This is a genomic window from uncultured Brevundimonas sp. (assembly GCF_963975535.1).
GTDB lineage: Bacteria > Pseudomonadota > Alphaproteobacteria > Caulobacterales > Caulobacteraceae > Brevundimonas.
Genome location: NZ_CAXBHE010000002.1, coordinates 199,313 through 220,681, shown reverse-complemented (window position 1 = coordinate 220,681; position 21,369 = coordinate 199,313). Strand labels below are relative to the sequence as shown.

Here is a 21,369-nt window from a genome sequence, read left to right as displayed (position 1 = left end):
AGCGCAGGGGGGATGACAGCGCCGGTCGGACTGCCCAGATTGTCGGCATGGCAGAAGTGGACGTCTGGTTCGATGGTGACTGCCCGCTGTGCCGGCGCGAGATCGCCATGATGCGGCGGCTGGACCGGCGTGGCGCGATCACGTTCGTCGACGTCGCCGGAGAGGGAAGCTGCCCGATCGACCGGGGTGATTTGCTGGCCCGGTTTCACGCGCGCGAGGACGGCCGGATGCTGTCCGGGGCGGCGGCCTTCGCCGCCATGTGGCGGGCCATCCCCCTGTTACGGCCGGTCGGGCTGCTGGCGCGGAACCGGATTGTGCTGCAGGGGCTGGAGGCGGCCTACGTGGCCTTCCTGCGGATCCGGCCAGGCCTGCAACGCATCGCCCGGCGATCGGCCTGGTCCTAGAGCGACGGCTGTACCGACGGCGGCGCGTCGTCCTCGTCATCGTCCTCGAGCAGGGCCACGAGGGCGTCGATGATGGCGTCCAGCTGTTCCGGGCTGGCCGAAACGGTCATCGCCTGGCCGTCGGCGGCCTCGAGTTGCAGCAGATAGCCGTCCTCGGAGTCGGACAGGCTGAACTGGGTCAGGGCGGGGATATCGGCCATCACGGAATTCCTGGGGGACGGAGAAGCTGGTTCAGCCGGCGGCTGAGCCTGAGGCTGTAACAGAAAAAGGGCCGTCCGGCGTCGGGGCATGAAGCCCCGGGCCGGACGGCCAGCCTCGTCCGGACCGAACCCCGCGGGGGTCGGTGGCGGGTCGCAGGGACCGGCCGGACGGGGTGTTCGGTCAGACGTCCCCGGCGGGGGAGGTCGCGGGGATCAGCCTTCGAGGTCCTGGCCCTCGTCGGGCTCGGGCGTGCCCAGCAGCTCGTCGGCGATCTTGTTCGTCGACTTGCGGACCTTGTCCTCGATCGAGGCGGCCATGTCCGGGTTCTGTTTCAGGAACTCGCGCACATTCTCGCGGCCCTGACCGATGCGGGTCGAGTCATAGGAGAACCAGCTGCCGGACTTCTCGATGACCCCGGCCTTGACCCCCAGGTCGATGATCTCGCCCAGCTTGGATATCCCTTCGCCGTACATGATGTCGAAGATGACCTCGCGGAACGGCGGGGCGACCTTGTTCTTGACCACCTTGACCCGGGTGGTGTTGCCGACGACCTCGTCGCGGTTCTTGATCGCGCCGATGCGGCGGATGTCGAGGCGGACCGAGGCGTAGAATTTCAGCGCATTGCCGCCGGTCGTGGTCTCGGGCGAGCCGTACATGACGCCGATCTTGTGACGGATCTGGTTGATGAACAGCACGATGCACTGCGACTTGTTGATCGAGGCGGTCAGCTTGCGCAGGGCCTGGCTCATCAACCGGGCCTGCAGACCGGGCAGGCTGTCGCCCATCTCGCCCTCGATTTCGGCGCGCGGGGTCAGGGCGGCGACGGAGTCGACCACCACGATGTCCACGGCCCCGGAACGCACCAGGGTGTCGACGATCTCGAGCGCCTGTTCGCCGGTGTCCGGCTGCGACACCAGCAGGTCGTCGAGATTGACGCCCAGCTTCTGGGCATAGCCCGGGTCGAGCGCATGTTCGGCGTCGACGAAGGCGGCGGTGCCGCCGGCCTTCTGGATCTCGGCCACCGTATGCAGGGCCAGGGTGGTCTTGCCCGAGCTTTCCGGACCATAGACCTCGATCACCCGGCCGCGCGGCAGGCCGCCGATGCCGAGCGCGATGTCGAGCCCCAGCGAGCCGGTCGAGACGGACGGAATTTCCGCCACCACGCCGCCCTTGCCGAGCTTCATCACCGAACCCTTGCCGAAAGCCCGGTCGATCTGGGCGATCGCCGCTTCCAGCGCCCGCTGCTTGTCGCCGTCGTCCTTGCCTACCAATTTCAAATTCGCCTGAGCTGCCACCTTGCCACTCTCCTTTGCCATGATTCCCATCTGGTTCCGGGAGAGACCCGCCTGGACCCGCTCCCTGTGTGTGGCGGACTATGTGCACGGTTTGTTCCGGTTGCCAATATGTTCTTTTCGCAGCGGTTGGGGATACGTCCGGTTTTGACGTGTCGGAAGGCCGGTCCGTCTCCGAGCGCTCTACGCGTCCAGAGGGTCGAGGCCGTCCATGACCGCGGTCAGGGCGATGACCGTCTGGGCTTCGAGGGCGCTGTGTCCGGCATTGGTCTTGATGAAGGTCCGGACCGGCGACCCGGCCGCCTCGAGGGCCGCGACCAGGGCGGAGGCCTGCGCAAGCGGGGTGACCTGGTCGAACCGGCCGTGGACGATGTGGACGGCGATGCCGGCCAGTCGGCTGACATTCGCCAGGATGTAGCCCGGTTCGATGAAGAGGTCGTTGGCGAAATAGTGGGCCTCGATCTGGGCGAAGCTCAGGGCGAAGTCCGTTTCGGCGTTCTTTCCGGGATCGGCGGGCGGCGGTGCCGTGTAGGAGATGGTGCCCTCCCACACCGACCAGGCCACTGCCGCGGCCTGTTGCGCCGCGCGGCCGGCCTCGTCGGGCACGCGCCGGTCGAAGATCGCCTTGTAGGCCGCCATCATGTCCCCGCGTTCCCCGGGCGGGACGATCTCCACGAAGGCCTTCCATTCATCCGGATAGGCGACATAGGTCCCCGGCCGCGTGAGCGCATATGGCTGGTCCGCCCAGGTCTCGGCATTGCCCTGATACATGTAGAGCAGGTCATCCCGTTCGCCGAGGAAGATGCCCCTGAGGATCAGGGAGGCCACGGCGTCGGGGTGCCGGATGGCGTAGACGAGCGCCAGGGTGCTGCCCCAGCTGCCGCCGAAGAGGTGCATCTTGCCGGTGATGTTCAGGGCCTGCCGGAGGCGATTGATATCGGCGACGAGGTCGTCCGTCGTGTTCTTCAGCAGGGCGACGTCGGGGCCTGCGTCCGCGACGGTCGGCCGGCTCTTGCCGCAGCCGCGCTGGTCGAACAGGATCACCCGGTAGCGCGCGGGATCGAAAAACCGCGAGAGAACGGGCGAGCAGGTGCCACCCGGCCCGCCGTGCAGAAACAGCACGGGTTCGCCGTCCGGATTGCCGTATTCCTCCCAGTACAGGGTGTGGTCCGGCGCGCGATCGACAGGCAGCAGACCCGAGGCGCGCGCGTCCTGCTGGGGGTAGGACCATTCGTCAGTGACCTTGCTGGTCGTCTGAAGTCCGGAGAAGTCCATGGCTGAGTCCTCTGAATGGGCGGTCGGACGTATAGGTTATCACTTTTGTTTCCGACGCCGGGGCGACTTTGCCGCCTGGGTGGAGGAGGGCGGCACCGCCGTCTCCCGGAGTCTGAACGCCCGAGCCGCGGTGGCGTATCCGGCAAGACGCCGGTCATATCCGCCCGCGGCCCGGACTCCCGCGCTGCCAAGGAGGGGCCCGGACAGGAATGACACGCCCCGGACGCGACCTTCGGTATTGATCCCCAAGCGTCGCTGTGCGTTGAGAGGCCATGACCAAAACAGCCAAACCCGCCGTCCTGACCATCCGCAACGCCCGTCTGACCGATGTCACGGCCATCAATGACCTTGTCATCAAGGTCTACAAGGACATCCCGCCCTATACCCCGGGTATGTTGCGCGGCCAGATCGCCGCCTTCCACGACGGCCAGTTCGTGGTCGAGTACGAGGGCGAGATCGTCGGCTATGCCGCCGGGTTCCGCATCGACGAGAAGACGGCGATGGCGCCGCATACGTGGAACGAGATAACCGGCGGTGGCTATGCGGCGCGGCATGATCCGGTCGGGGAGTGGTTCTACGGCATGGAGGTCTGTGTCGATCCGGACCGTCGCCGCCTGCGCATCGGCCAGCGTCTTTACGACGCCCGTCGCGACCTGTGTGAGGCCCAGAACCTGAAGGGGATCGTGTTCGGCGGGCGGATGCCGGGCCGGCTGCGGCGCAAGGGCTCCTATCCGGAAGCGATCGACTATCTGGACGCGGTCACGGCGCGCAAGCTGAACGATCCGGTGATCGGCTTTCACCTGCGCGCGGGGTTCGAGCCGATCGGGATTCTGGAGGGCTATCTGAAGTCCGACGCCGCCTCGATGGGCACGGCGGCCCATATGGTCTGGCGCAACCCCTATTATACCGAGGCCACCGGCCGTGGCGCAGCCTTCGCCACCAAGGAGACGGTGCGTGTGGCGACGGTCCAGCTGCAGGCGCGCAAGGTGACGAGCTTCGAGGAGTTCATCTCCAACGTCGAATATTTCGTCGATGTGACCTCGGACTACCGGTCGGACTTCGTGGTGTTCCCCGAGCTGTTCACCCTGCAGCTGCTGTCGCTGGAACCGAAGAAGCTGACGCCGGCGGAATCGATCGAACACCTGACCCGCTACACGCCGCGGTTCGTTGAGGCGATGCAGAAGATGGCGGTCGAGTACAACATCAACATCATCGGCGGGTCGCACCCGACGCGGGCCGACGACGGTGACATCCAGAACGTCGCCTATGTCTTCCTGCGCGACGGCTCGGTCCACGCCCAGGAGAAGATCCATCCGACGCCGAACGAGCGCCACTGGTGGAACATCAAGGGCGGCGACGCCGTGCACGCCATCCCGACCGACTGCGGCCCGATCGGGGTGCTGATCTGCTACGATTCCGAGTTCCCGGAACTGGCGCGACGGCTGGTCGACGAGGGCGCGCGCATGCTATTCGTGCCGTTCTGCACCGACAACCGCCAGGGCTATCTGCGGGTGCGCTATTGCTCGCAGGCGCGGGCCATCGAGAACCAGTGCTACGTCGTCCTGTCGGGCAATGTCGGCAACCTGCCCAACGTCGAGAACATGGACATCCAGTATGCCCAGTCGTGCATCCTGACGCCGTGCGACTTCCCGTTCGCGCGCGACGGGGTGGCGGCCGAGGCCAGCGAGAACGTCGAGACGGTGACGGTGGCCGACCTGGATCTGTCCGATCTGGCCTGGGCCAAGTCGCAGGGCACGGTGCGCAACCTGCGCGACCGTCGCTTCGACCTGTACAAGACGGTGTGGGCCGACGGGGGCTGAGCCCGCGTCAGCCGGTGGCGGCGGGCGGGCTGGTCACGGCCGTCGGCTCGGCCCAGCGGGCCGCGGCCGACAGGCCGCCGGCGACCAGCAGGCAGGCCGCGGCCCCGATCAGCACGACCCGGACCATCCCCGCGGCGGGGGCCAGGGGGCGGACCAGCATCAGCACCAGCAGGCCGATCAGGGCCATGGCCGCCGGCAGGTCGATGCCGACGCCGAGGAAGACGAAATGGGCCATGCCGAACAGCCAGGCTCCACCGACAACGCCGGCCACGGCTGACGGGGCCAGTCCGGCGGGTCGGTCGAGCCCGGGGCCGGAGACGGCGGTGATCGCCGCCGCGACGGCCGCCAGCAGGCCGGGCCAGACGAAGATCAGGGCGGCTTCCGGGGCGACGGTCTGGACGACCAGGCCGAGGCCGAAGGTCAGGGCGATCAGGCCCAGCCAGCCGCCCCAGACCGTGCGCGAGGCCAGGCCGGGGGCCAGGGTGAGGCCGAGGGACAGCAGGGCCAGCACCAGGATCACGACATTGAAACCGCCGACGGCCAGGGTCGCGACCGTGGCCACCCCGATCACGGCCGCGCCCGCGCGCCGGTCAATGCGATCGCGGCCGGCCAGAAGCAGCAGGGCGACGGCGAGGACGGCCAGGGCCGTGGCGGCCTCCATCCACGGCAGTCGGGCCAGCAGGGTGTAATAGACGTCGGCCGACGCGGCCCGGGCGGTCATCGGACCGGCGAGCAGGCGCACGGCCTGGGCCAGGACGGCGGCCGTGGTCAGGAACCACAGGCCGTCGAGTGCGCCCCGTCCGATGTCGGCCGGACTCAACACGCTGCGACGACCGACACGCCACGCGGCGAGGCCGCCGAGTCCGGCGGTCAGGAGCAGCAACAGCCAGCCGGTGGCCGGCATGTGCATCAGCACGAACCCGCCGAGGATGTCCGAATAGACGGCGTTTCCTCCGGCGACCGGCAGGGTCGGGGCGCGCAGCAGGGCATCGACCGTTTCGAGCGCCTGGGAGCCGATATGCTGGACGCTGCCCGGATCGAGGGCGTCCGGCACCGAGGCAGCGGCGTGATACTGCTCAGGCCGCCCGATGAAGGCGAAATTGACGCCGGGAATGCCGCGGGCGCGCGGGATGGTGAAGTCGGTGCCGTTCGGCATCCGTTCGTAGACGAACACGCCCAGCGAACTGCTGGCCGGACCGCCGGTGGCGCGACCGGCGGCCCGGGCGAACAGGGCGACGGTCTGGGCATTGCCCGGTCCGGTCTCGAACATCATGGCCCGGCCACCACCGCCTCGTGCCTCGAGGTTGACGACCGCGCCGATGCGGTCGCGCAGGGGATGGCCGCCGAAGAAGACCCGCGCCCCGTCCAGACCCAGTTCCTCGGCGTCGGTGAACAGGACCACCAGGGACCGCTCCGCGCCGCCCCGGGCGCGGATGGCGCGGACCGCCTCGAGCACCGCGGCGACCCCGGCGCTGTCGTCGGCGGCCCCCGGCGACCCGGGCACGGTATCGTAGTGGGCCATGACCAGAACGGCCGGCGCGGCCGGATCGCGACCGGGCAGGATCCCGACCAGATTGACGGCGCTGTAACCGACGCCGGCCGGATCCTGCCCCTGACGTTCGGACCGGCGAATCGATTCGGGAGACAGTGGCCCGGCATACGGGGCGGGCGACAGTCCCAGGGCGGTCATGCGTTCGAACAGATAGCCCCGCACCCGGGTGTGGTCGGCCGAGCCGAGCGGGTGGGGCCGCTGGGCGATCTCGCGCACATCGACCATGGCCCGGGCCGTGGAAAAGTCCGTGGCGACCGTATCCGCGCCCGCCGGACGCGGCGTCTGCAGGGTGATGACGGCAAGCAGAAGGGCGAGGGCCAGTGAGCCGGATAGCCAGACTAGGCGCATGGTGGTCCCTCCCGATCGCTGGGTCGCAGTAGGGCGCAACCGTCCCGTTAGTTCAAGGCCGTCAGGCGGCGCGGCGCAGACTGGCCGGGGACTTGACGAACAGGCCCTTGCGGCCGTGAACCGGACGGAAGGCGAGGGTGTCACCGTCGAGGGTTTCGTCCGGCCCGAGGAACAGGCAGCCGTCGTCGACGAGCCGGCGTTCGAGGCCGTCGATGACCTGGGCCCGCCGGGCGGGTTCGATATCGGTCAGGACGTGGCGGCAGAAGATCACGTCGAACCGCGTCTCGCCGACCGGTTCGTCCAGCAGGTTGACGCGGGAGAACTGGACGGCGTCGCGCAGTTCGGGGCGGGCGACCCAGGCTTCGTCGCGCGGTTCGAACCAGCGCAGCATGGTGTGGGCGCGCAGGCCCCGCTGGATCTCAAAGCCGGTGTAGGCACCACTCCGGGCCTTCTCGAGCGCCTTCTGCGACAGGTCGGTGGCGGCGATCTCGACCGAGACCCCGGCCTCGAGGGCGGTCATCGCGAGCGAATAGGGCTCCTGACCGCTGGCGCAGCCGGCCGACCACAGCCGCACACGACCGCCGGGGCGGGCCTTGACCAGGGCGGGAAGCAGTTCGTCGGCAAAGATGTCGAAGGTAATGCGGTCGCGCCGGAACCAGGTCTCTGCGTTGAGCAGGGCCTCGATCACAGACCAGCCGAGCGAAGCCACCGGCTTCTCCCACAGGGCGGCCAGCATGATGTCGACGGAGTTGAAGCCCTCGCGCCGGGCGACCGGCCCGAGGCGATGCTCGGCCAGATGCAACCGGTCACGGGACAGCCGGAAGCCGGCCCGGGAGGCCATCAGGGATTGCAGGCGTTCGAAATCGTCCGATGTCATCGGTTCAAACGGCCCCCACCTCGGCGAATTTGGACTGGAGGATCTCGCCGTCGAACGGTTTCATCACATAGTCGTCGGCCCCGGCGGACAGGGCTTCGGCGATCCGGGCCGGGCGGGTCTCGATGGTGCAGAACAGCACCTTGGGCGCAGCGCCGCCGCTCATGGCGCGCAGGCGGCGCAGGAAGGTCAGGCCGTCCATCACCGGCATGCTCCAGTCCAGCAGGACCACATCCGGCATGATGCTGTTGCAGAAGGCCAGCGCCTCGGATCCGTCAGCGGCCTCGTCGACCTCGAAGCCGAGGCCCTCGACGATCCGGCGGGCCACCTTGCGGATGATCCGGCTGTCATCGACGATGAGGCAGGTCTTGAGGGGCAAGGCTGGTTTCCATATGGCGAGACAGGCACCCGCGGTTCGGCGGCATGATCGCCGATGGGCGGTTAACGAGGTGTTGGGAAAGCCCGTTAAGCTCTCTTTGCCATGTCCGTCAGACGGGCATTCGGGCGTGCAGGCGGACCCGGCCTTCCTCGAGCTCGGTGGAAAGGCTGCCGCCGGCCCCTGTGACCGTCAGCCACAGCCAGTAGGGCTGGATCCACTGACCCGCCAGTCCTTCACTGAGCCGGTCACCGGCGAGGCCGGTGGTGGCCTCGGGCTTGAGGCGGGCGCGGGTCCCGACGGCGACGCCGTCCATGATGACCACCTCGCCCTCGCGCCGGACCGTGATCGTGGCCACACCGCCCGAGGGCAGGGCCCCGACGGTCAGATAGGCCAGGTTGACCAGGGCCCGGGCCGCCGGCTTGCCGAAGTCGCCGTCAGCGATCTGCCAGTCCATGGTCGCCCGTCCCCCCTCGATCATGCCGGCGACCAGCCGGTGCAGTTCCGGTTCGGAGAAGCGCTCGCTGGTGGTGGCCGCCCCGAAGGCAACCCGGGCGAAATGGACGAGATTGACCAGCTTCTTTGCGCTCTGGGCGATCAGGCCCATGGCGTCGTCGCGCATGTCCTGGGCCGAGGGGTCGGCCAACAGGTCGAGGCCGGAAGCGATCGCCCCCGCCGGGCTGATGAAGTCATGGCACAGCTTGGCCGCGACATAGGTGGCCAGTTCCTGGCCATCGACGGGAAGGTCAGCGGCAGTGTCGTTCACGGTCATCGGTATTCTGCACCAGCAAGAGAAGCGTGCGCACAGGCTGCAGTGATTTGCGGGTTCGTGAAACCGGCCGGATCGGCTATCGAGGCCGCCCATGACCAAAACCCTGCAAGCCGACCTCGCGTCCGGTGCCCTGGCCGAGGCGATCGCCGACATCGCCGAGGACGCGGCCCGCCTGATTCTGCCCCACTGGCGCATGGACACGGCCGTCGAGACCAAGGCCGACGCCAGCCCGGTGACCGAGGCTGACCGTGCGGCGGAGGCCCTGATCCTGACCCGGCTGGCGGCGCTGTATCCCGGGATTCAGACTGTGGCCGAGGAGGCCGTGGCGGTCGACGGCGCGCCGGAGCGGGCCGAGGCCTGGTTCTGGCTGATCGATCCGCTGGACGGCACCCGCGGCTTCGTCGAGGGTCGCGAGAGCTTCACCGTCAACATCGCCCTGATCCACGACGGTGCCCCGGTTGCCGGTGTGGTGGTGGCCCCGGCCATGGCGACGACCTGGGTCGCGGCCGCGGGCGAGAAGGCGGGCGTCCTGCGCCGACGCTTCGGCGAGCCGTGGCAGACAGTGCGGGTCCGTGACCGGCCGTCCGCGCCGACGGCGCTGCTGAGCCACAGCATGACCGATGACGAGGCCGGGCGACTGGCAGCCAGGCACGGCTGCGCGCAATGGCAGGGCATGGATTCATCGCTGAAATTCTGTCTGCTCGCCGAGGGCCGGTTCGACGCCTACCCCCGGACCGGCCCGACCTCGGAATGGGACACGGCGGCCGGGCAGGCGGTGCTGGAGGCTGCGGGCGGTCGGGTTCTGGGCGGCGATGGCCTGCCGTTGCGTTACGGCAAGCCCGGGTTTCGCAACGGGCCGTTTGTCGCCCTGGGTGGCTGACGCGAGGTCAGACCCGGACGGCGCGGGCGGCGATCAGGGTCTCGGCCCGGGCCGCCAGGACGGTCACGCCCATTTCACGGGCCGTGGCGGCTGCCTCGACCAGGGACATGTCCAGACCGACGACGTCGCGCCCGGTCAGGCGACTGAGCGCGAGATTGACCCGGGCGATGGCGATCTGGTCGGCGGCCCAGTCCAGTGGCGAAGGGCGACCGGCGCTGTCGCCGAGGCGACCGCACAGACGAGTGCGCAGGTCTGACAGCGTCTTGAGGTCGCCCGCCGCCTCGGCCGCGAGGGTCTCGCGGGCGAAGCGGGCTTCCCGCGCGAGGGCACCGAGGATCAGGCCGCCGCCTTCGGACAGCGCCTGGGCCTGGGCCAGGGCGATCAGGGGCGAGCGGTCGTCCGCCTGCACGATCTGGATCGCGACCCAGTCCAGCGGGCTGTGATCGACGGTAAACTGGTCGGCGGCGGCTTCGAACATGGCCTGGCCCTGGCGCATGACGGCGGCGTTGCCGGCCATGGCGGCCAGAAGCTTCATTCCCGCCCCGCACAGCGACAGGGCGCGAGCCCGCGTAAGGGGACGGTATTCGGGAGTGGCCTCTTCGACCAGATCGCGCAGGTCGCGGCCGGCCTGGTCCAGTAGGCGGGCGTCGCACCGGGCGACTCCGGCCTCGAGGGCGAGGGCCGCCCGGTCGAGGCGCACCTCGTCGGCAACCGGTCCGGTGGCGGGCCTGAGGTCATGCAGGGCGGCATCGAGCAGGGCGGCGGCATCCAGCAGGGCCGTGGTGTCGGTGGACAGGCGCGCCTGCCGCGCCTTCAGCCGGGCATGGATGACGGCCGCAGCCCGTGCGGTCTCCGGACGGTTTACCCGGCCGAGGGCGTCAATGGCGGCGACCGCGCGGTCCAGTCCGGCCAGGCCGCCGCACAGATCGAATTCGAGCATCAGCACATGGGCCGTCTCGATTGCCGCCTGCGCGTCCTGGTCGACGCCGATGGCGGTGCGAACCGCCTCGCCCGCGGCCTTGTGGGCGCGCTCGAGACTGTCGCCGAAACCCGTGCGCCGGGCGTGCTCGCGCCACAGGGCGGAAGCCCGCAGGCCCGCCTCGAAGGGATGGGAGCACGACACCCGGCCGGCGTCGATCGACTGCTGCCGGGCCTCGGCGCGCACCAGATCCGCGCCGATCAGTTCGACCCAGCCCAGATCGTCGCTTTCACGCGCCTGGGCGAAGAGCTTTCTCAGATCCCTGCCGAACTCGAACATGCGGCCCATCGCTCCGTCGTCTCGCTTCGGGACGGCTGAAACGGTCCCGAACCCTACAGAGCAAACGCGGGGCCGCCCCCGAGGTTCGACGGCCCGGCGGCAATTCGAACAGGCCGGGTTCGAGCCGTCGGGCCGGATTCAGCCCCGTTCCTTCGTCTTCGTGAAGGCGACATTGGGGAATCGTTCAGCGACATAGCCGGTCTCCCAGCTCGACTTGGCCAGGAAGACGGGATCGTCGTCGATGTCGCGGGCCATCTGGCCGCGGTACTTGCCCATGAAGTCCTCCAGGTCGGCCCCGGTCCCGCCGATCCAGCGGGCCTCGGCCCAGGGCGAGGGTTCGAAGACGACGTCGAGGCCGTATTCCTCGCCCAGCCGGTCGGCCATGACCTCGAACTGCAGCTGGCCGACGGCCCCGACGATGAAGTCCGCGCCCATCTCGGGGCGGAACAGCTGGGTCACCCCTTCCTCGGCCAGGCCGTCCAGGGCCTTGCGCAGGTGTTTGGCCTTGAGGGGATCCTTGACCCGTACACGCTGCAGGATCTCGGGGGCGAAGTTCGGCAGGCCGGCGAAGCGGATCAGACCGCTCTCCGACAGGCTGTCACCGACGCGCAGCACGCCGTGGTTGGGGATGCCGATGACGTCGCCGGCATAGGCGTCCTCGGCCAGTTCGCGGTCCGAGGCGAAGAACATGATGGGGGCGTTGACCGACAGCTGTTTGGCGGTGTTCTGCACCTTAAGCTTCATGCCGCGCTGGAACCTGCCCGAGGCCATGCGGAACATGGCGATACGGTCACGGTGGTTGGGGTCCATATTGGCCTGGACCTTGAAGACGAAGCCGGTGACCTCGGCCGCGCCCGGCTCGACGACGACGTCGACCGGCTCGGGGGCGTTGCGGGCTCCGGCCAGGGCCCCGTATTTGCGCGCCTTCATCGTCTTGGGCGGCGGAGCCCAGTCGCCGATCGCGGCCAGCAGCTCGTCGATGCCGAAATGGCGCAGGGCCGAGCCCCACAGCACCGGGGTCATATGCCCCTCGAGGAAGGACTGGCGATCAAAGGCCGGATAGCCGCCGGTGACCAGTTCGGCCGCATCCAGCATCTCCTGATGTTCGCCGTCCTCGAAATACCGCGCGGCCTCGGCCAGGGGCAGGGCATCGGGATGGGGTTCGTCGACCACAGCGCCCGGCACCTTGCGGGCATAGGGCTGGAACCGGCCCGTGCCCATCTCGACCATGCCGCGCAGACGGTTGCCGCTCTGGGCCGGCCACCAGATCGGGGCGGGATCGAGCTGCAGCTTGGAGGCGATCTCGTCCAGCAGGGCCATCGGGTCCTGGGCCTCGCGGTCCAGCTTGTTGATGAAGGTAATGATCGGGATGTCGCGCAGGCGGCAGACCTCGAACAGCTTCAGCGTCTGGGGCTCGATACCCTTGGCGGCGTCCAGCACCATGATGGCGCAGTCGGCGGCGGTCAGGGTGCGGTAGGTGTCTTCGGAAAAGTCCTCGTGCCCGGGCGTGTCGAGCAGGTTGAACATCTTGCCGTCGTGCTCGAACGTCATGACCGAGGCCGAGACGGAGATGCCGCGCTCCTTCTCGATCTTCATCCAGTCGGACTGGGTGCGCCGGTTCTCGCCGCGCGCCCGCACGGCCCCGGCGGCACGGATGGCCCCGCCCGCCAGCAGGATATGCTCGGTCAGGGTGGTCTTGCCCGCATCGGGGTGGGCGATGATGGCGAAGGTCCGGCGACGGCCGGCCTCCTCGGCGAGCGTGAGTTTCGACATGGCGGCGGGAGGTAGCGCGTCAGACGACAGAAGTCACTCTCGCCGGCGTCGGCCGGCAGATCCGGTCATCCCGTCAGCATCGGCTCAGGATTCGTCGTCGCTGGGTGGCTCGTCCCCGTCCGGCTCCGGTCCCGGGTCTTCCGCAGCCGCCTGGTTGATGGCTTCGATTTCGACCGCGTCCAGGATCGTGTCACCGGCGCGGATCCGTTCAAGCATACGCTGGGCCGACTCGGCGGCCCCCCCGCCGTGGGGCGCGTTGGCCAGCGGTCCCAGCAGGGCCTCGGCCCGGGCGGGCTCGCCCGACATGAGCAGCACCTGGGCGTAACCCAGCCGGGTCTGGGCCAGCTGGGGCGCGAGCTGGAAGGCGAGTTGCCAGGTGGCGACGTCGTTTTCCGACGGGCCGTCCCAGTCGTAGGCCTGCATCCGGCCCAGCATGATGTAGGTCAGATAGCTGGTTTCGTCCGCCCGGAAGGCGCGACCCAGATAGCGGCGGGCGGCATTCTGGTAGGGCAACGGATCGTCGTCGGTGTCGCGGGCCTGGCGCTGCTCGTTGGCGGCCAGCAGGTGGAGCGCCTCGACGTTGTCAGGCTCGCGTTCCAGCAGGCGGGCCAGGATCGCTTCGCCGGCCTCGCTCTCTCCGAAATGCAGTTCGGCGTGACCCAGCTGCAGCTGGGCGAAGCTGTCATCCGGATATTTCGCCGCCGCCCGGCGGACATCTTCGGCGGTGCCGGCCCGCTCATCCGCCTCGACCCCGATTTTCAGCCGCTGGCCCAACAGCAGAAGATCGTCTGCGGAGCGCGGCAGTTCGGTGATCGTGATGTTGGGCCGGGCAAACGCCTGTCTGTACCGCGTCATCGGCACGCGCCCGTTGAGGTAGTTCTTCAGGGTCTGTGTCAGCTCGGCGGGAGTCTGACCGCTCGCCCGCTCCATGGCCTCGACCGGATCGCCGCCCTCGGCGATATCGGCAAGGTAGGCGGCCAGTACGGCGCGGTTCTCGACCGATCCCATCAGCCAGTGGGTCAGCAGCCAGGCGACGGGATAATAGGTTTCCTGATAGCTGCCGCGTCGAACCTCATTGGGGCGTTTGGAGAGCAGCTCATCCAGTGGAATCCAGCGGGAGGTCTGGAGCCAGTACAGGCGGTTTTCATTGAAGCCGCCGATGACCACGTGATCGGACTGGATGTCCGCGGTCATGAAATATTCGGCAAAGCCCTCGCTCAGCCAGCCCGGATACACCGCGTGCGAGTTCTGGTGCATGAAATGATGGGCGTACTCATGGAGCAGATAGTCGTCGCCGTCCCCCCGGATCGCGATGGCGAAGATATCCTCTTCGGTCGCCCAGTAGGTCCCTGCGGAATTCCGGTTGCTGGCGGGATGGACCGTCAGCAAATCGCGTCGCCCGTTGACGAGGTAGATGGGGAATTTGCGGTCCGGCAACGCATCGGCCGGCAGGCCAAGCCTTATCCGCAGGATGTAGTCGTAGGTCTCAAGCTTCTGAACGTACTCGCGCAGGGCGGATTCGCGACCGTTCGAATAGACGATGAATTTGGGACTTTCGGCCCGGTGCCATTCCGCAAGGGCCGGCGATCCACCTGACAGGGTCAGGGCCACGGCCGCGGCAAGACACATCAGGCTTCGGTGCAGAACCGACATGAACGCGCCCCCGGAACACTTCTGGGTTGCAGGTTGTCACGTCATGGATGGTGATTCCATCCAGCATTTTGAAATTACGCCGCCATGCGGTTCCAGACGACGCGGTCGGCGGCGACGGCGTCGAGTTTGCCGCGGGCATCGCGCTGGCTGAGCTGGCGCAGGATGGCCCTGGGCAGGGCGCAGAAGCGCGGTTCGACCAGCTCCGGCGCGCAGTTCTGCGCGGGGGCGGCGAACATGGCGGCGTTCACCTCGGGGCTGCGGTCGGCAATCATCCAGGCCAGGCGGCGGGCCCGGACGGGATCGTTGCGGTGCAGAAGCGGGTCTTCGGAGAACAGTTCGCAGCCGAGCTCCAGGACGTAATCCAGTCCCAGCTTCTCGAAGCGACGCGCGTCCCGGGCCGTGACCGGGCAGGTGTCGTCGAGGTCGAAGACAGCGTCGTTCAGTAGAAACAGCATAGGGGCAAACTCACCAACACCGGACGTGTTTCCATCCGTTGAGCCGACCCTAGGCGTGGACCACTTGCAGCCCGGTTCACGAACGCGGTTAAGTCTTTACGACCAAGGCGACCGGTCATTCATGTCTGGTCAGCGACTGTCTCGGTGATGAAGTGGCGGCCGTCGCGATCCTCGATCTCGACCACCCAGAGGTCGCTGTCCCGGGCGACCTGGCGCTGGATATAGGCGTCCAGTTCGGACTCGGCCTCGCTGGTTACCGGCTGGATCCAGAGGCGGTCGCCGTCAGGTCCGAACGCTTCCGTATACAGGCGCGCGCGTCGGGTGCGGGTATCGAAGGCCTTGACCACGACCGTGCCCGCGCGCTCGTCGCCGCGGCGGACGACCGTGGCGAAGGCCCCGCCCAGTTCGGCGCGGCGGATCAGGGCGGAGACCCAGAGGTCGCTCGACAGAAGCAATTTGATAACCCTGCTCGGAAACCAGACCGGAACGCGTTGGGCATAGGGTCGGTCACATGACGATAGGCTTTCACCACCCAACCGCCAAAGCCGCAATGCTGGCGATCGCGCTCGTCGTGGTACCGGGCACCGCCTCGGCGCAGCCGACGGCCCCCTACTATGAGCGCAGCTTTGTGCTGGCCGCCGACGCCCGTTGCGACCTGTTCCGGCCGGATGTGGTCGCGGCCCTGTCCGCGGCGACCCAGCAGGCCCGGAGCGCCGCCCTGCGGGCGGGTACGAGCGAGGCCGAGGTTCGGGCCGCCGCCGACCGCGCCCTGAGCCGCGCGCGAAGCGTGTCGTGCGCCGATCCGCAGCTGGCGACCGTCCGGCAGAGGGTCGAGCATGCGTTTGCGGGCTGGGCCCGGATGCCGCGGATGGAGTTTCCCGGCGTGCGCGCCAGCTGGATCGCCAATCGTCTTCCGGCGGCGGGGGCGAGCTGGATCCTGACCCAGGCCTCGGTGACCGGGGCCTCGCCCGTGACCCTGGGCTACACCGCCGGCGAGGTCGGCAACCGGCTGACGGCCGTGGTGTCATTCGTCGGTCGCCCCCGGCCCTATGCGGCCCGGATCGTGATGCGCGACCCCGGGCGTTCGCCCCGGGCCTGGCTGGGCGGCGCGTCCGACCTGCCGCCGACGTCCGTCCGTCGCGGGTTCTGGGCCGTGTCCTTTGGCGATGCCGATCCGGCCCTGCTGGTCACCGGAAAATCGGCCGGTGAAGCCTGGCGCTTTCCGGGCGAAGCCGCCCAGGCGCTGGAGCAGCTGGACCCGCGCGAGGCCTTCGCCATCGAGTTCCTGTTCCGCGACGACAGCGTCGCCCTGGCCACCTTTGAGGCGGGCGATTTCGCGGCCGGCCGGGCCTTCCTGTCGCTGGGGCCGCTGGGCGGACTGGCCGCCTGAACCCCATGCCGGATTGATCAGGCATCGACGGAGCGGGTCGGCTCGACGGCCGCGAGGCTGATGATCTCCGCCCCGCCGGGCGGCACCGGCGCACGACCGGAGACGACGACCGGCAGACGGACCGTCACCGCCGTGCCTTCGCCCAGGGTACTGTCGATCGTCATCCGGCCACCGTGCAGCTCGGCCAGGGCCCGGACGAGCGACAGGCCGAGGCCCGTGCCCTGGGCACGCTGGTCGGCATCGCCGGCCTGCTCGAACGGACGACCCAGCCGCTTCAGGTCGGCGGGGGCCACGCCGACGCCGGTGTCCGAGACGATGATTTCGAGATAGGGGCCGATCGCCTCGAGCGTGACCGTTACCGAGCCGTCGGCGGGCGTGAATTTGATCGCGTTCGACAGCAGGTTGAGCATGATCTGCTTGAGCGCCCGGCGATCGGCCGCGACCTCGACCGGCTCGTCCGACAGGACCCCGGCCAGTTCGACGCCCTTGTCATTGGCCGACAGTCGCACGAGGGCGATCCCGGCCGAGACCACCTCGCGGGCGTCGAACCGCTCGACCGACAGCGGATAGCGGTGAGCCTCGATCTTGGACACGTCCAACACGTCGTTGATCAGGTCGAGCAGGTGGCCACCGGCCTCATGGATGGAGTCGGCATACTCGGCGTATTTGTCGGGCAGGGGGCCGAACAGGCGCTGGCGCATGATGTCGGAGAAGCCGATCACGGCGTTCAGCGGCGTGCGCAGTTCGTGGCTCATGTTGGCGAGGAAGCGGCTCTTGCCGGCATTCTGACTCTCGGCCTCGTTGCGAGCCGCCTCGAGTCCCAGTTCCCGGGCATATTGATTGGTGGCGTCGAAGGCCTGGACGATCAGGCGGGGCACCGCCTCGGCGGGGCCGGTTGCGGGGTCGTCAAACCGGCGCAGGATCAGGGTTACGCGCCGGTCCAGGGCCAGACGCGGCGCAAACCGGATGGTGGTTTCGGTCCCGGCCAGGGCGTTGTCGATCGCGGCCAGCACGGTCGGGCGGTCCGGCGCGTGGACAGCGGCGATCAGTCCCTGGGCAAACAGGGGATCGACCGGCAGGGCGGGCGGCGGCGCGCCATAGGCCGCCAGTACGCGACCGGACGGCTCCAGCACCAGGGTCAGGCCGGGTTGGCGGGACAGCAGGGCCTCGACCCGGGCCACGGCCGTTTCAGCCGCGATCAGACGCGCTTCGGCGGTTCGCCACGACAGGCGCAGCCCGAGACCGGCGGCGGCGGCCACCATCACCGCCGAGATGGCGGCGACCAGGGGGTCGGGTGTCCACGGGCCGCCGAACCGGGCCGAGATTGCGCCGATCCCGGCGGCGAGACCGACGCCGATCAGGCCGGCCCGGGCCCGCTTCTGGCCACCCAGGGCCAGGCCGACGGCCAGGGGCATGAAGATGAAGCCGGCGACGGCGCCGGCCAGCCCCCCTGACAGGGCCGCGGCGACGATGCTGGCGAGGCTCCAGACCGCGAGACCCGCGAATCGCTCGCGCTCGCCGTCGCGGGCCAGCAGGCCAAGGCCGGCGATTCCGGGTATGACCATGACCACCACGGCGTAGAAGGCCGGGCCGTCCAGCCCCCCGAACCAGCGCCCGCCGAGCGCCAGAAGCGCCGCGGCCACAGCCCAGGCGGCATGCCATGCGGCCAGGGCCGGCAGGTCCCTCGCGACCGAGGGAGCGCGGGGCGGTCCGTCTTGATGGTCGGGAGGTGTCAAGCGGGGTCCGGGATTGAGGGGCGGCGGGTGCCGCTCGGTGGAGGCACGGTCCGGCCAGACTAGCCCTCCCGGCGAGTCAGCTAAAGGCCGCTCCCGTTACAGGCGACTGTCGACCGTGCACGATCGTAATTGTCTGGGGACCACTCGCAAGGTTGTCGTTAATCGGCGCGCGGCCTATCTGGCGACGATGACCGACTTCAGTCCCACGATCGAGGAAACCCTGGCCGAACTGGTCGAGTCGTTCGACCTGCTCGGCGACTGGGAGGGACGGATCGGCTATGTCATCGACCTCGGCAAGGATCTGGCCCCCCTGCCGGAGCGCGACCGGATCGAGGCCAACAAGGTGCCGGGCTGCGCCGCCCAGGTGTGGCTGAGCCAGCGGCAGGCGGACGGACGTCTGGTGTTCTTCGCCGACTCCGACAGCGCCCTGTCCAAGGGCAACATCGCCCTGTTGCTGCAGCTGTATTCGGGACGGACGCCGGATCAGATCCTGGCCTTTGACGCCCGCGCGGCGCTGGATCGGCTGGGCCTGCCCCAGGCGCTGACGCCGCAGCGGGCCAACGGCCTGAACAACATGGTCGGCCGCATCCGCGCGGCGGCCCTGGCCGCGACCGCTAGCGGCTGACCGGCGCGACCGGGCGGTCGAGCCCGTAGTGGGCGGCCAGAGCCTGCAGGCCGTCCTTCAGCAGGGTGCGGCCCTGACGGCGGCGCAGGCCGAGTTCGGCCTCTGCGCATTGCAGACCCAGACCACGCACGCAGACCCGCTCGAGCATCCCGCGCAACCGGGGTCCGCAGGCCTGGAGGGCCGCCTCGACCCGGTACCCGGCGGCAAGGGCGTGATCGGAGGGTTCGGCGCGGGCCGCGCTGCCGCCGCCGGCGCGGGGCAGGGCGTCCCAGCGCATCGTCAGGGACGGGCCGCGCAGGGCCCGCTCGGCCTCGGCGCGCAGGCGTTCGCCCGCAGCGAATTCGGCCGGGGACAGCCATGGGCGACCCGACGGGTCCTTGCGGCGCGCCAGCCAGGCGAGGGCGGATTCGCCCAGGTTGGCCCGGTGTCGGATCAGTCGGCCGTCCGCCTGCATCACCGTCCGCTCGCCCTCGATCCAGCCGGGCCGGCCCGGCGCGGGCCCCGCGGCCGGTTCGGCGACCTGACGCGCGCACCAGCCGCCGCCGTGACGCAGGCGCAGGCCGGGCGCGGCGACCAGGGCGCGAAAGCCGGTTTCGTCCAGCCGCAGGGTGACGCGGGCCCGCCGGTCCGGTCCGAGGCGCAGGGCGTACCCGTCGCCCTCGACATCCAGCCAGGCCCCGCCCCGGACCAGCAGTTGCCGGGCCCGCTCCAGCCGCCCGGTCACGTGGGCAACTCGCAGGTCGGGGCATCGCAGATGTCACGGGCGCAGGCTTCCAGCCGGTCGAGCCAGCCATCGAGAGCCGGCCGGTCGCGCTCGTCCTCGACCCATCGGCAGGCCGCGGACACCGTGGCCCGGTTGAGGCCGAAGGCGTGGCCGACCCGCTCCAGCGGCCAGCCGAACGCGATGTGGGCCAGATAGAGGGCCAGCCAGCGGGCCCGGCAGGCGCGACTGCCCCGGTGTCGCCGCGCGGTTATCCGCTCGGCCGGCACGCCGGTCGCCGTGGCGATCAGCTGGATCGCCAGGGCCGCCCTGATCCGGTCGCCTTCCGCGACCGGCACCCGGTAGTCTTCCGTCACCGCCTGCTCTCCCATACGAGGGGTTGAACCCGTCCGGTTGGACGGGTTTCGCTCACGGGTGGGAATATAGTCCTATATCACGCCATCTACGGTCGCAGGCCGTTGGGACGGTGAGGCGGGCGGTATCCGGTCTCTCAACGGCCACCGGGCCCTGATGGCGCGGGGTCGGCGAAAAAACTTCGTTCCCTTGACTCGCGGGCCTCGACGGCGATTCGCAAATCAGCCTACGATTCGCCTCAATGGGGTGTTGTTAACCCTTCTTAAGGTTTTGGCCGGTTAACTCCCGAACAAGGTTACCGCAACTGCGGGTGCCTGAACCATTATCAAGCTTTGCCTGGAGGGGCACGAATGCGCGTTCTGCTTATCGAAGACGATCACGCAACGGCCCAGAGCATCGAACTGATGCTCAAGTCCGAAGGGTTCAACGTCTACACGACGGACCTCGGCGAAGAGGGCATCGATCTGGGCAAGATCTACGATTACGATCTGATCCTGCTTGACCTCAATCTCCCCGACATGAACGGCCTCGAGGTTCTGCGCCAGCTGCGCGTCGGCAAGGTCAACACGCCGGTGATGATCCTGTCGGGCTCGAGCGAGATCGAGACCAAGGTCAAGACCTTTGGCGGCGGTGCCGACGACTATATGACCAAGCCCTTCCACAAGGACGAGCTGATCGCGCGCACCCATGCCGTGGTCCGTCGCTCCAAGGGCCACGCCCAGGCCATCATCCACACCGGCGAGATCGCCGTGAACCTGGATGGCAAGACGGTCGAGGTGCACGGTCACCGCGTCCATCTGACCGGCAAGGAATACCAGATGCTGGAGCTGCTCTCGCTCCGCAAGGGTACGACCCTGACCAAGGAAATGTTCCTGAACCACCTGTACGGCGGCATGGACGAGCCCGAGCTCAAGATCATCGACGTGTTCATCTGCAAGCTGCGCAAGAAGCTGGCGACGGCCGCCGGCGGCAAACACTACATCGAGACCGTCTGGGGCCGCGGCTATGTGCTGCGCGACCCGTCGGAAAACAGCGCTCCCGCCCCGAACCCGGCCAGCGAAGCCGCCTGATCCGGTAGACCAGACAAGACACAAAACGCCCGTCGGATCCCTCCGGCGGGCGTTTTGCTGTGGCGGCGGCGTGGATCTAGCGCGGCGACATATAGGTCATCGGCTCGACCAGGGTCACGCCGTCGGTGCCGACGGTGAATTTCAGACCTTCGAAGGTCGGCATGCCCATCAGGGGGAGGCCCTTGTTGGAGAAGGCGAAGCCTTCATCCGGCATGCCGGTCGGACCCATGTCGAACCGGCCGTTGCCGTTGGCGTCATGCATGACCATCAGCGCATACTCGCCCGGGGCCACGTCCCGGAAGGTCAGGACGATATCGCCCGGAGCGTCGCCGGGAGCCCTGGCGATATAGTCCGCACCGCGCATGAAGGTGCCGGCGGTGTTGAGGACGCCGGACACTTCCCCGCCGCGGGCTTCAACGCCCTTGAGGGTGACGGTGACATCGGCCGCCAGGGCCGGGGCAGCGGCGACGCAAAGGGCGAGGCAGGCGAGAGAGAGGCGGATCATCGGACAGCTCCATTTGTTTCTATGAAGTACTTTAT

At 68.9% G+C, this 21,369-nt stretch carries 22 protein-coding genes; 6 read left to right on the top strand and 16 right to left on the bottom strand.

Annotated elements, in window-relative coordinates; all coding sequences use genetic code 11:
• The first annotated feature begins 47 nt into the window (after positions 1–47).
• The gene (locus AACZ75_RS03360) at positions 48–404 is read left to right on the top strand and encodes a DUF393 domain-containing protein (protein WP_339871240.1); all 357 of its coding nucleotides are present in this window, start codon (positions 48–50) and stop codon (positions 402–404) included.
• On the opposite strand, the gene AACZ75_RS03355 is transcribed toward AACZ75_RS03360, so the two are convergent.
• The 3 genes from AACZ75_RS03355 to pip all read right to left on the bottom strand — a co-directional run bounded on the left by AACZ75_RS03355 (position 401) and on the right by pip (position 3,172).
• Complete coding sequence (locus tag AACZ75_RS03355) at positions 401–604, bottom strand: hypothetical protein (RefSeq protein WP_339871239.1); 204 nt, start codon at positions 602–604, stop codon at positions 401–403. The genes AACZ75_RS03360 and AACZ75_RS03355 overlap by 4 nt on opposite strands.
• Before the next feature lie 213 nt (positions 605–817).
• Positions 818–1,900: a recombinase RecA gene (recA, locus tag AACZ75_RS03350; RefSeq protein WP_339871238.1), complete on the bottom strand. Its 1,083-nt coding sequence runs from the start codon at positions 1,898–1,900 to the stop codon at positions 818–820.
• Positions 1,901–2,080: 180 nt separating this feature from the next.
• Entirely contained in the window at positions 2,081–3,172 is a 1,092-nt protein-coding gene (pip, locus tag AACZ75_RS03345; protein WP_339871237.1) for a prolyl aminopeptidase, read from the bottom strand.
• A 272-nt stretch (positions 3,173–3,444) separates the two neighbouring features.
• Here pip and AACZ75_RS03340 point away from each other — a divergent pair, with 272 nt between their 5' ends.
• On the top strand, positions 3,445–4,992 hold the full coding sequence (locus tag AACZ75_RS03340; protein ID WP_339871236.1) for a GNAT family N-acetyltransferase: 1,548 nt from the start codon (positions 3,445–3,447) through the stop codon (positions 4,990–4,992).
• Between the two features lie 7 nt (positions 4,993–4,999).
• Here the strand turns inward: AACZ75_RS03340 and AACZ75_RS03335 are convergent, their stop codons facing one another.
• From AACZ75_RS03335 to AACZ75_RS03320, 4 genes are all read right to left on the bottom strand, one after another.
• Complete coding sequence (locus AACZ75_RS03335) at positions 5,000–6,892, bottom strand: M20/M25/M40 family metallo-hydrolase (protein WP_339871235.1); 1,893 nt, start codon at positions 6,890–6,892, stop codon at positions 5,000–5,002.
• Between the two features lie 61 nt (positions 6,893–6,953).
• Positions 6,954–7,769 carry a protein-glutamate O-methyltransferase CheR gene (locus AACZ75_RS03330; RefSeq protein ID WP_339871233.1) on the bottom strand — a complete coding sequence of 272 codons (816 nt, stop codon included), beginning with the start codon at positions 7,767–7,769 and terminating at the stop codon, positions 6,954–6,956.
• Between the two features lie 4 nt (positions 7,770–7,773).
• Positions 7,774–8,145 (bottom strand): response regulator, encoded by a 372-nt coding sequence (locus AACZ75_RS03325; protein ID WP_339871232.1) that lies wholly within the window; start codon positions 8,143–8,145, stop codon positions 7,774–7,776.
• Positions 8,146–8,254: 109 nt separating this feature from the next.
• The gene (locus tag AACZ75_RS03320) at positions 8,255–8,914 is read right to left on the bottom strand and encodes a histidine phosphotransferase family protein (RefSeq protein ID WP_339871230.1); all 660 of its coding nucleotides are present in this window, start codon (positions 8,912–8,914) and stop codon (positions 8,255–8,257) included.
• A 91-nt stretch (positions 8,915–9,005) separates the two neighbouring features.
• On the opposite strand from AACZ75_RS03320, the gene cysQ reads away from it, so the two are divergent.
• Positions 9,006–9,794, top strand: a complete 789-nt coding sequence (gene cysQ / locus AACZ75_RS03315; protein WP_339871229.1) for a 3'(2'),5'-bisphosphate nucleotidase CysQ — start codon at positions 9,006–9,008, stop codon at positions 9,792–9,794.
• A gap of 7 nt (positions 9,795–9,801) precedes the next feature.
• Here cysQ and AACZ75_RS03310 read toward each other — a convergent pair whose 3' ends face one another.
• The 5 genes from AACZ75_RS03310 to AACZ75_RS03290 form a co-directional block, all read right to left on the bottom strand.
• A complete protein-coding gene (locus tag AACZ75_RS03310; protein ID WP_339871228.1) occupies positions 9,802–11,061 on the bottom strand; it encodes a hypothetical protein in 1,260 nt (419 codons plus the stop codon).
• A gap of 129 nt (positions 11,062–11,190) precedes the next feature.
• Entirely contained in the window at positions 11,191–12,825 is a 1,635-nt protein-coding gene (locus tag AACZ75_RS03305; protein WP_339871226.1) for a peptide chain release factor 3, read from the bottom strand.
• A gap of 84 nt (positions 12,826–12,909) precedes the next feature.
• Positions 12,910–14,478, bottom strand: a complete 1,569-nt coding sequence (locus tag AACZ75_RS03300) for a DUF1570 domain-containing protein (RefSeq protein WP_339871225.1) — start codon at positions 14,476–14,478, stop codon at positions 12,910–12,912.
• A gap of 74 nt (positions 14,479–14,552) precedes the next feature.
• Positions 14,553–14,933, bottom strand: coding sequence for a hypothetical protein (locus tag AACZ75_RS03295; RefSeq protein WP_339871224.1), 381 nt, complete (start codon positions 14,931–14,933; stop codon positions 14,553–14,555).
• A gap of 119 nt (positions 14,934–15,052) precedes the next feature.
• A complete protein-coding gene (locus tag AACZ75_RS03290; protein ID WP_339871223.1) occupies positions 15,053–15,388 on the bottom strand; it encodes a DUF1491 family protein in 336 nt (111 codons plus the stop codon).
• 95 nt (positions 15,389–15,483) lie between these two features.
• Between AACZ75_RS03290 and AACZ75_RS03285 the strand changes: the two genes are divergently transcribed.
• Positions 15,484–16,323: a hypothetical protein gene (locus AACZ75_RS03285; protein ID WP_339871222.1), complete on the top strand. Its 840-nt coding sequence runs from the start codon at positions 15,484–15,486 to the stop codon at positions 16,321–16,323.
• 17 nt (positions 16,324–16,340) lie between these two features.
• Here AACZ75_RS03285 and AACZ75_RS03280 read toward each other — a convergent pair whose 3' ends face one another.
• Positions 16,341–18,059 (bottom strand): HAMP domain-containing sensor histidine kinase, encoded by a 1,719-nt coding sequence (locus tag AACZ75_RS03280; protein WP_339871221.1) that lies wholly within the window; start codon positions 18,057–18,059, stop codon positions 16,341–16,343.
• Between the two features lie 187 nt (positions 18,060–18,246).
• Here AACZ75_RS03280 and AACZ75_RS03275 point away from each other — a divergent pair, with 187 nt between their 5' ends.
• Positions 18,247–18,684 carry a SufE family protein gene (locus AACZ75_RS03275; RefSeq protein WP_339871220.1) on the top strand — a complete coding sequence of 146 codons (438 nt, stop codon included), beginning with the start codon at positions 18,247–18,249 and terminating at the stop codon, positions 18,682–18,684.
• Here AACZ75_RS03275 and AACZ75_RS03270 read toward each other — a convergent pair.
• Positions 18,674–19,408: a DUF6456 domain-containing protein gene (locus tag AACZ75_RS03270; RefSeq protein ID WP_339871219.1), complete on the bottom strand. Its 735-nt coding sequence runs from the start codon at positions 19,406–19,408 to the stop codon at positions 18,674–18,676. The two genes, AACZ75_RS03275 and AACZ75_RS03270, sit on opposite strands and share 11 nt — an antisense overlap.
• Positions 19,405–19,761 carry a helix-turn-helix domain-containing protein gene (locus AACZ75_RS03265; protein WP_339871218.1) on the bottom strand — a complete coding sequence of 119 codons (357 nt, stop codon included), beginning with the start codon at positions 19,759–19,761 and terminating at the stop codon, positions 19,405–19,407. The genes AACZ75_RS03270 and AACZ75_RS03265 overlap by 4 nt, the downstream gene beginning before the upstream one ends.
• Before the next feature lie 348 nt (positions 19,762–20,109).
• Between AACZ75_RS03265 and AACZ75_RS03260 the strand changes: the two genes are divergently transcribed.
• The gene (locus AACZ75_RS03260) at positions 20,110–20,829 is read left to right on the top strand and encodes a response regulator transcription factor (RefSeq protein WP_339871216.1); all 720 of its coding nucleotides are present in this window, start codon (positions 20,110–20,112) and stop codon (positions 20,827–20,829) included.
• Positions 20,830–20,905: 76 nt separating this feature from the next.
• Here the strand turns inward: AACZ75_RS03260 and AACZ75_RS03255 are convergent, their stop codons facing one another.
• Positions 20,906–21,334: a DUF2141 domain-containing protein gene (locus tag AACZ75_RS03255; RefSeq protein ID WP_339871215.1), complete on the bottom strand. Its 429-nt coding sequence runs from the start codon at positions 21,332–21,334 to the stop codon at positions 20,906–20,908.
• Positions 21,335–21,369 lie beyond the last annotated feature (35 nt).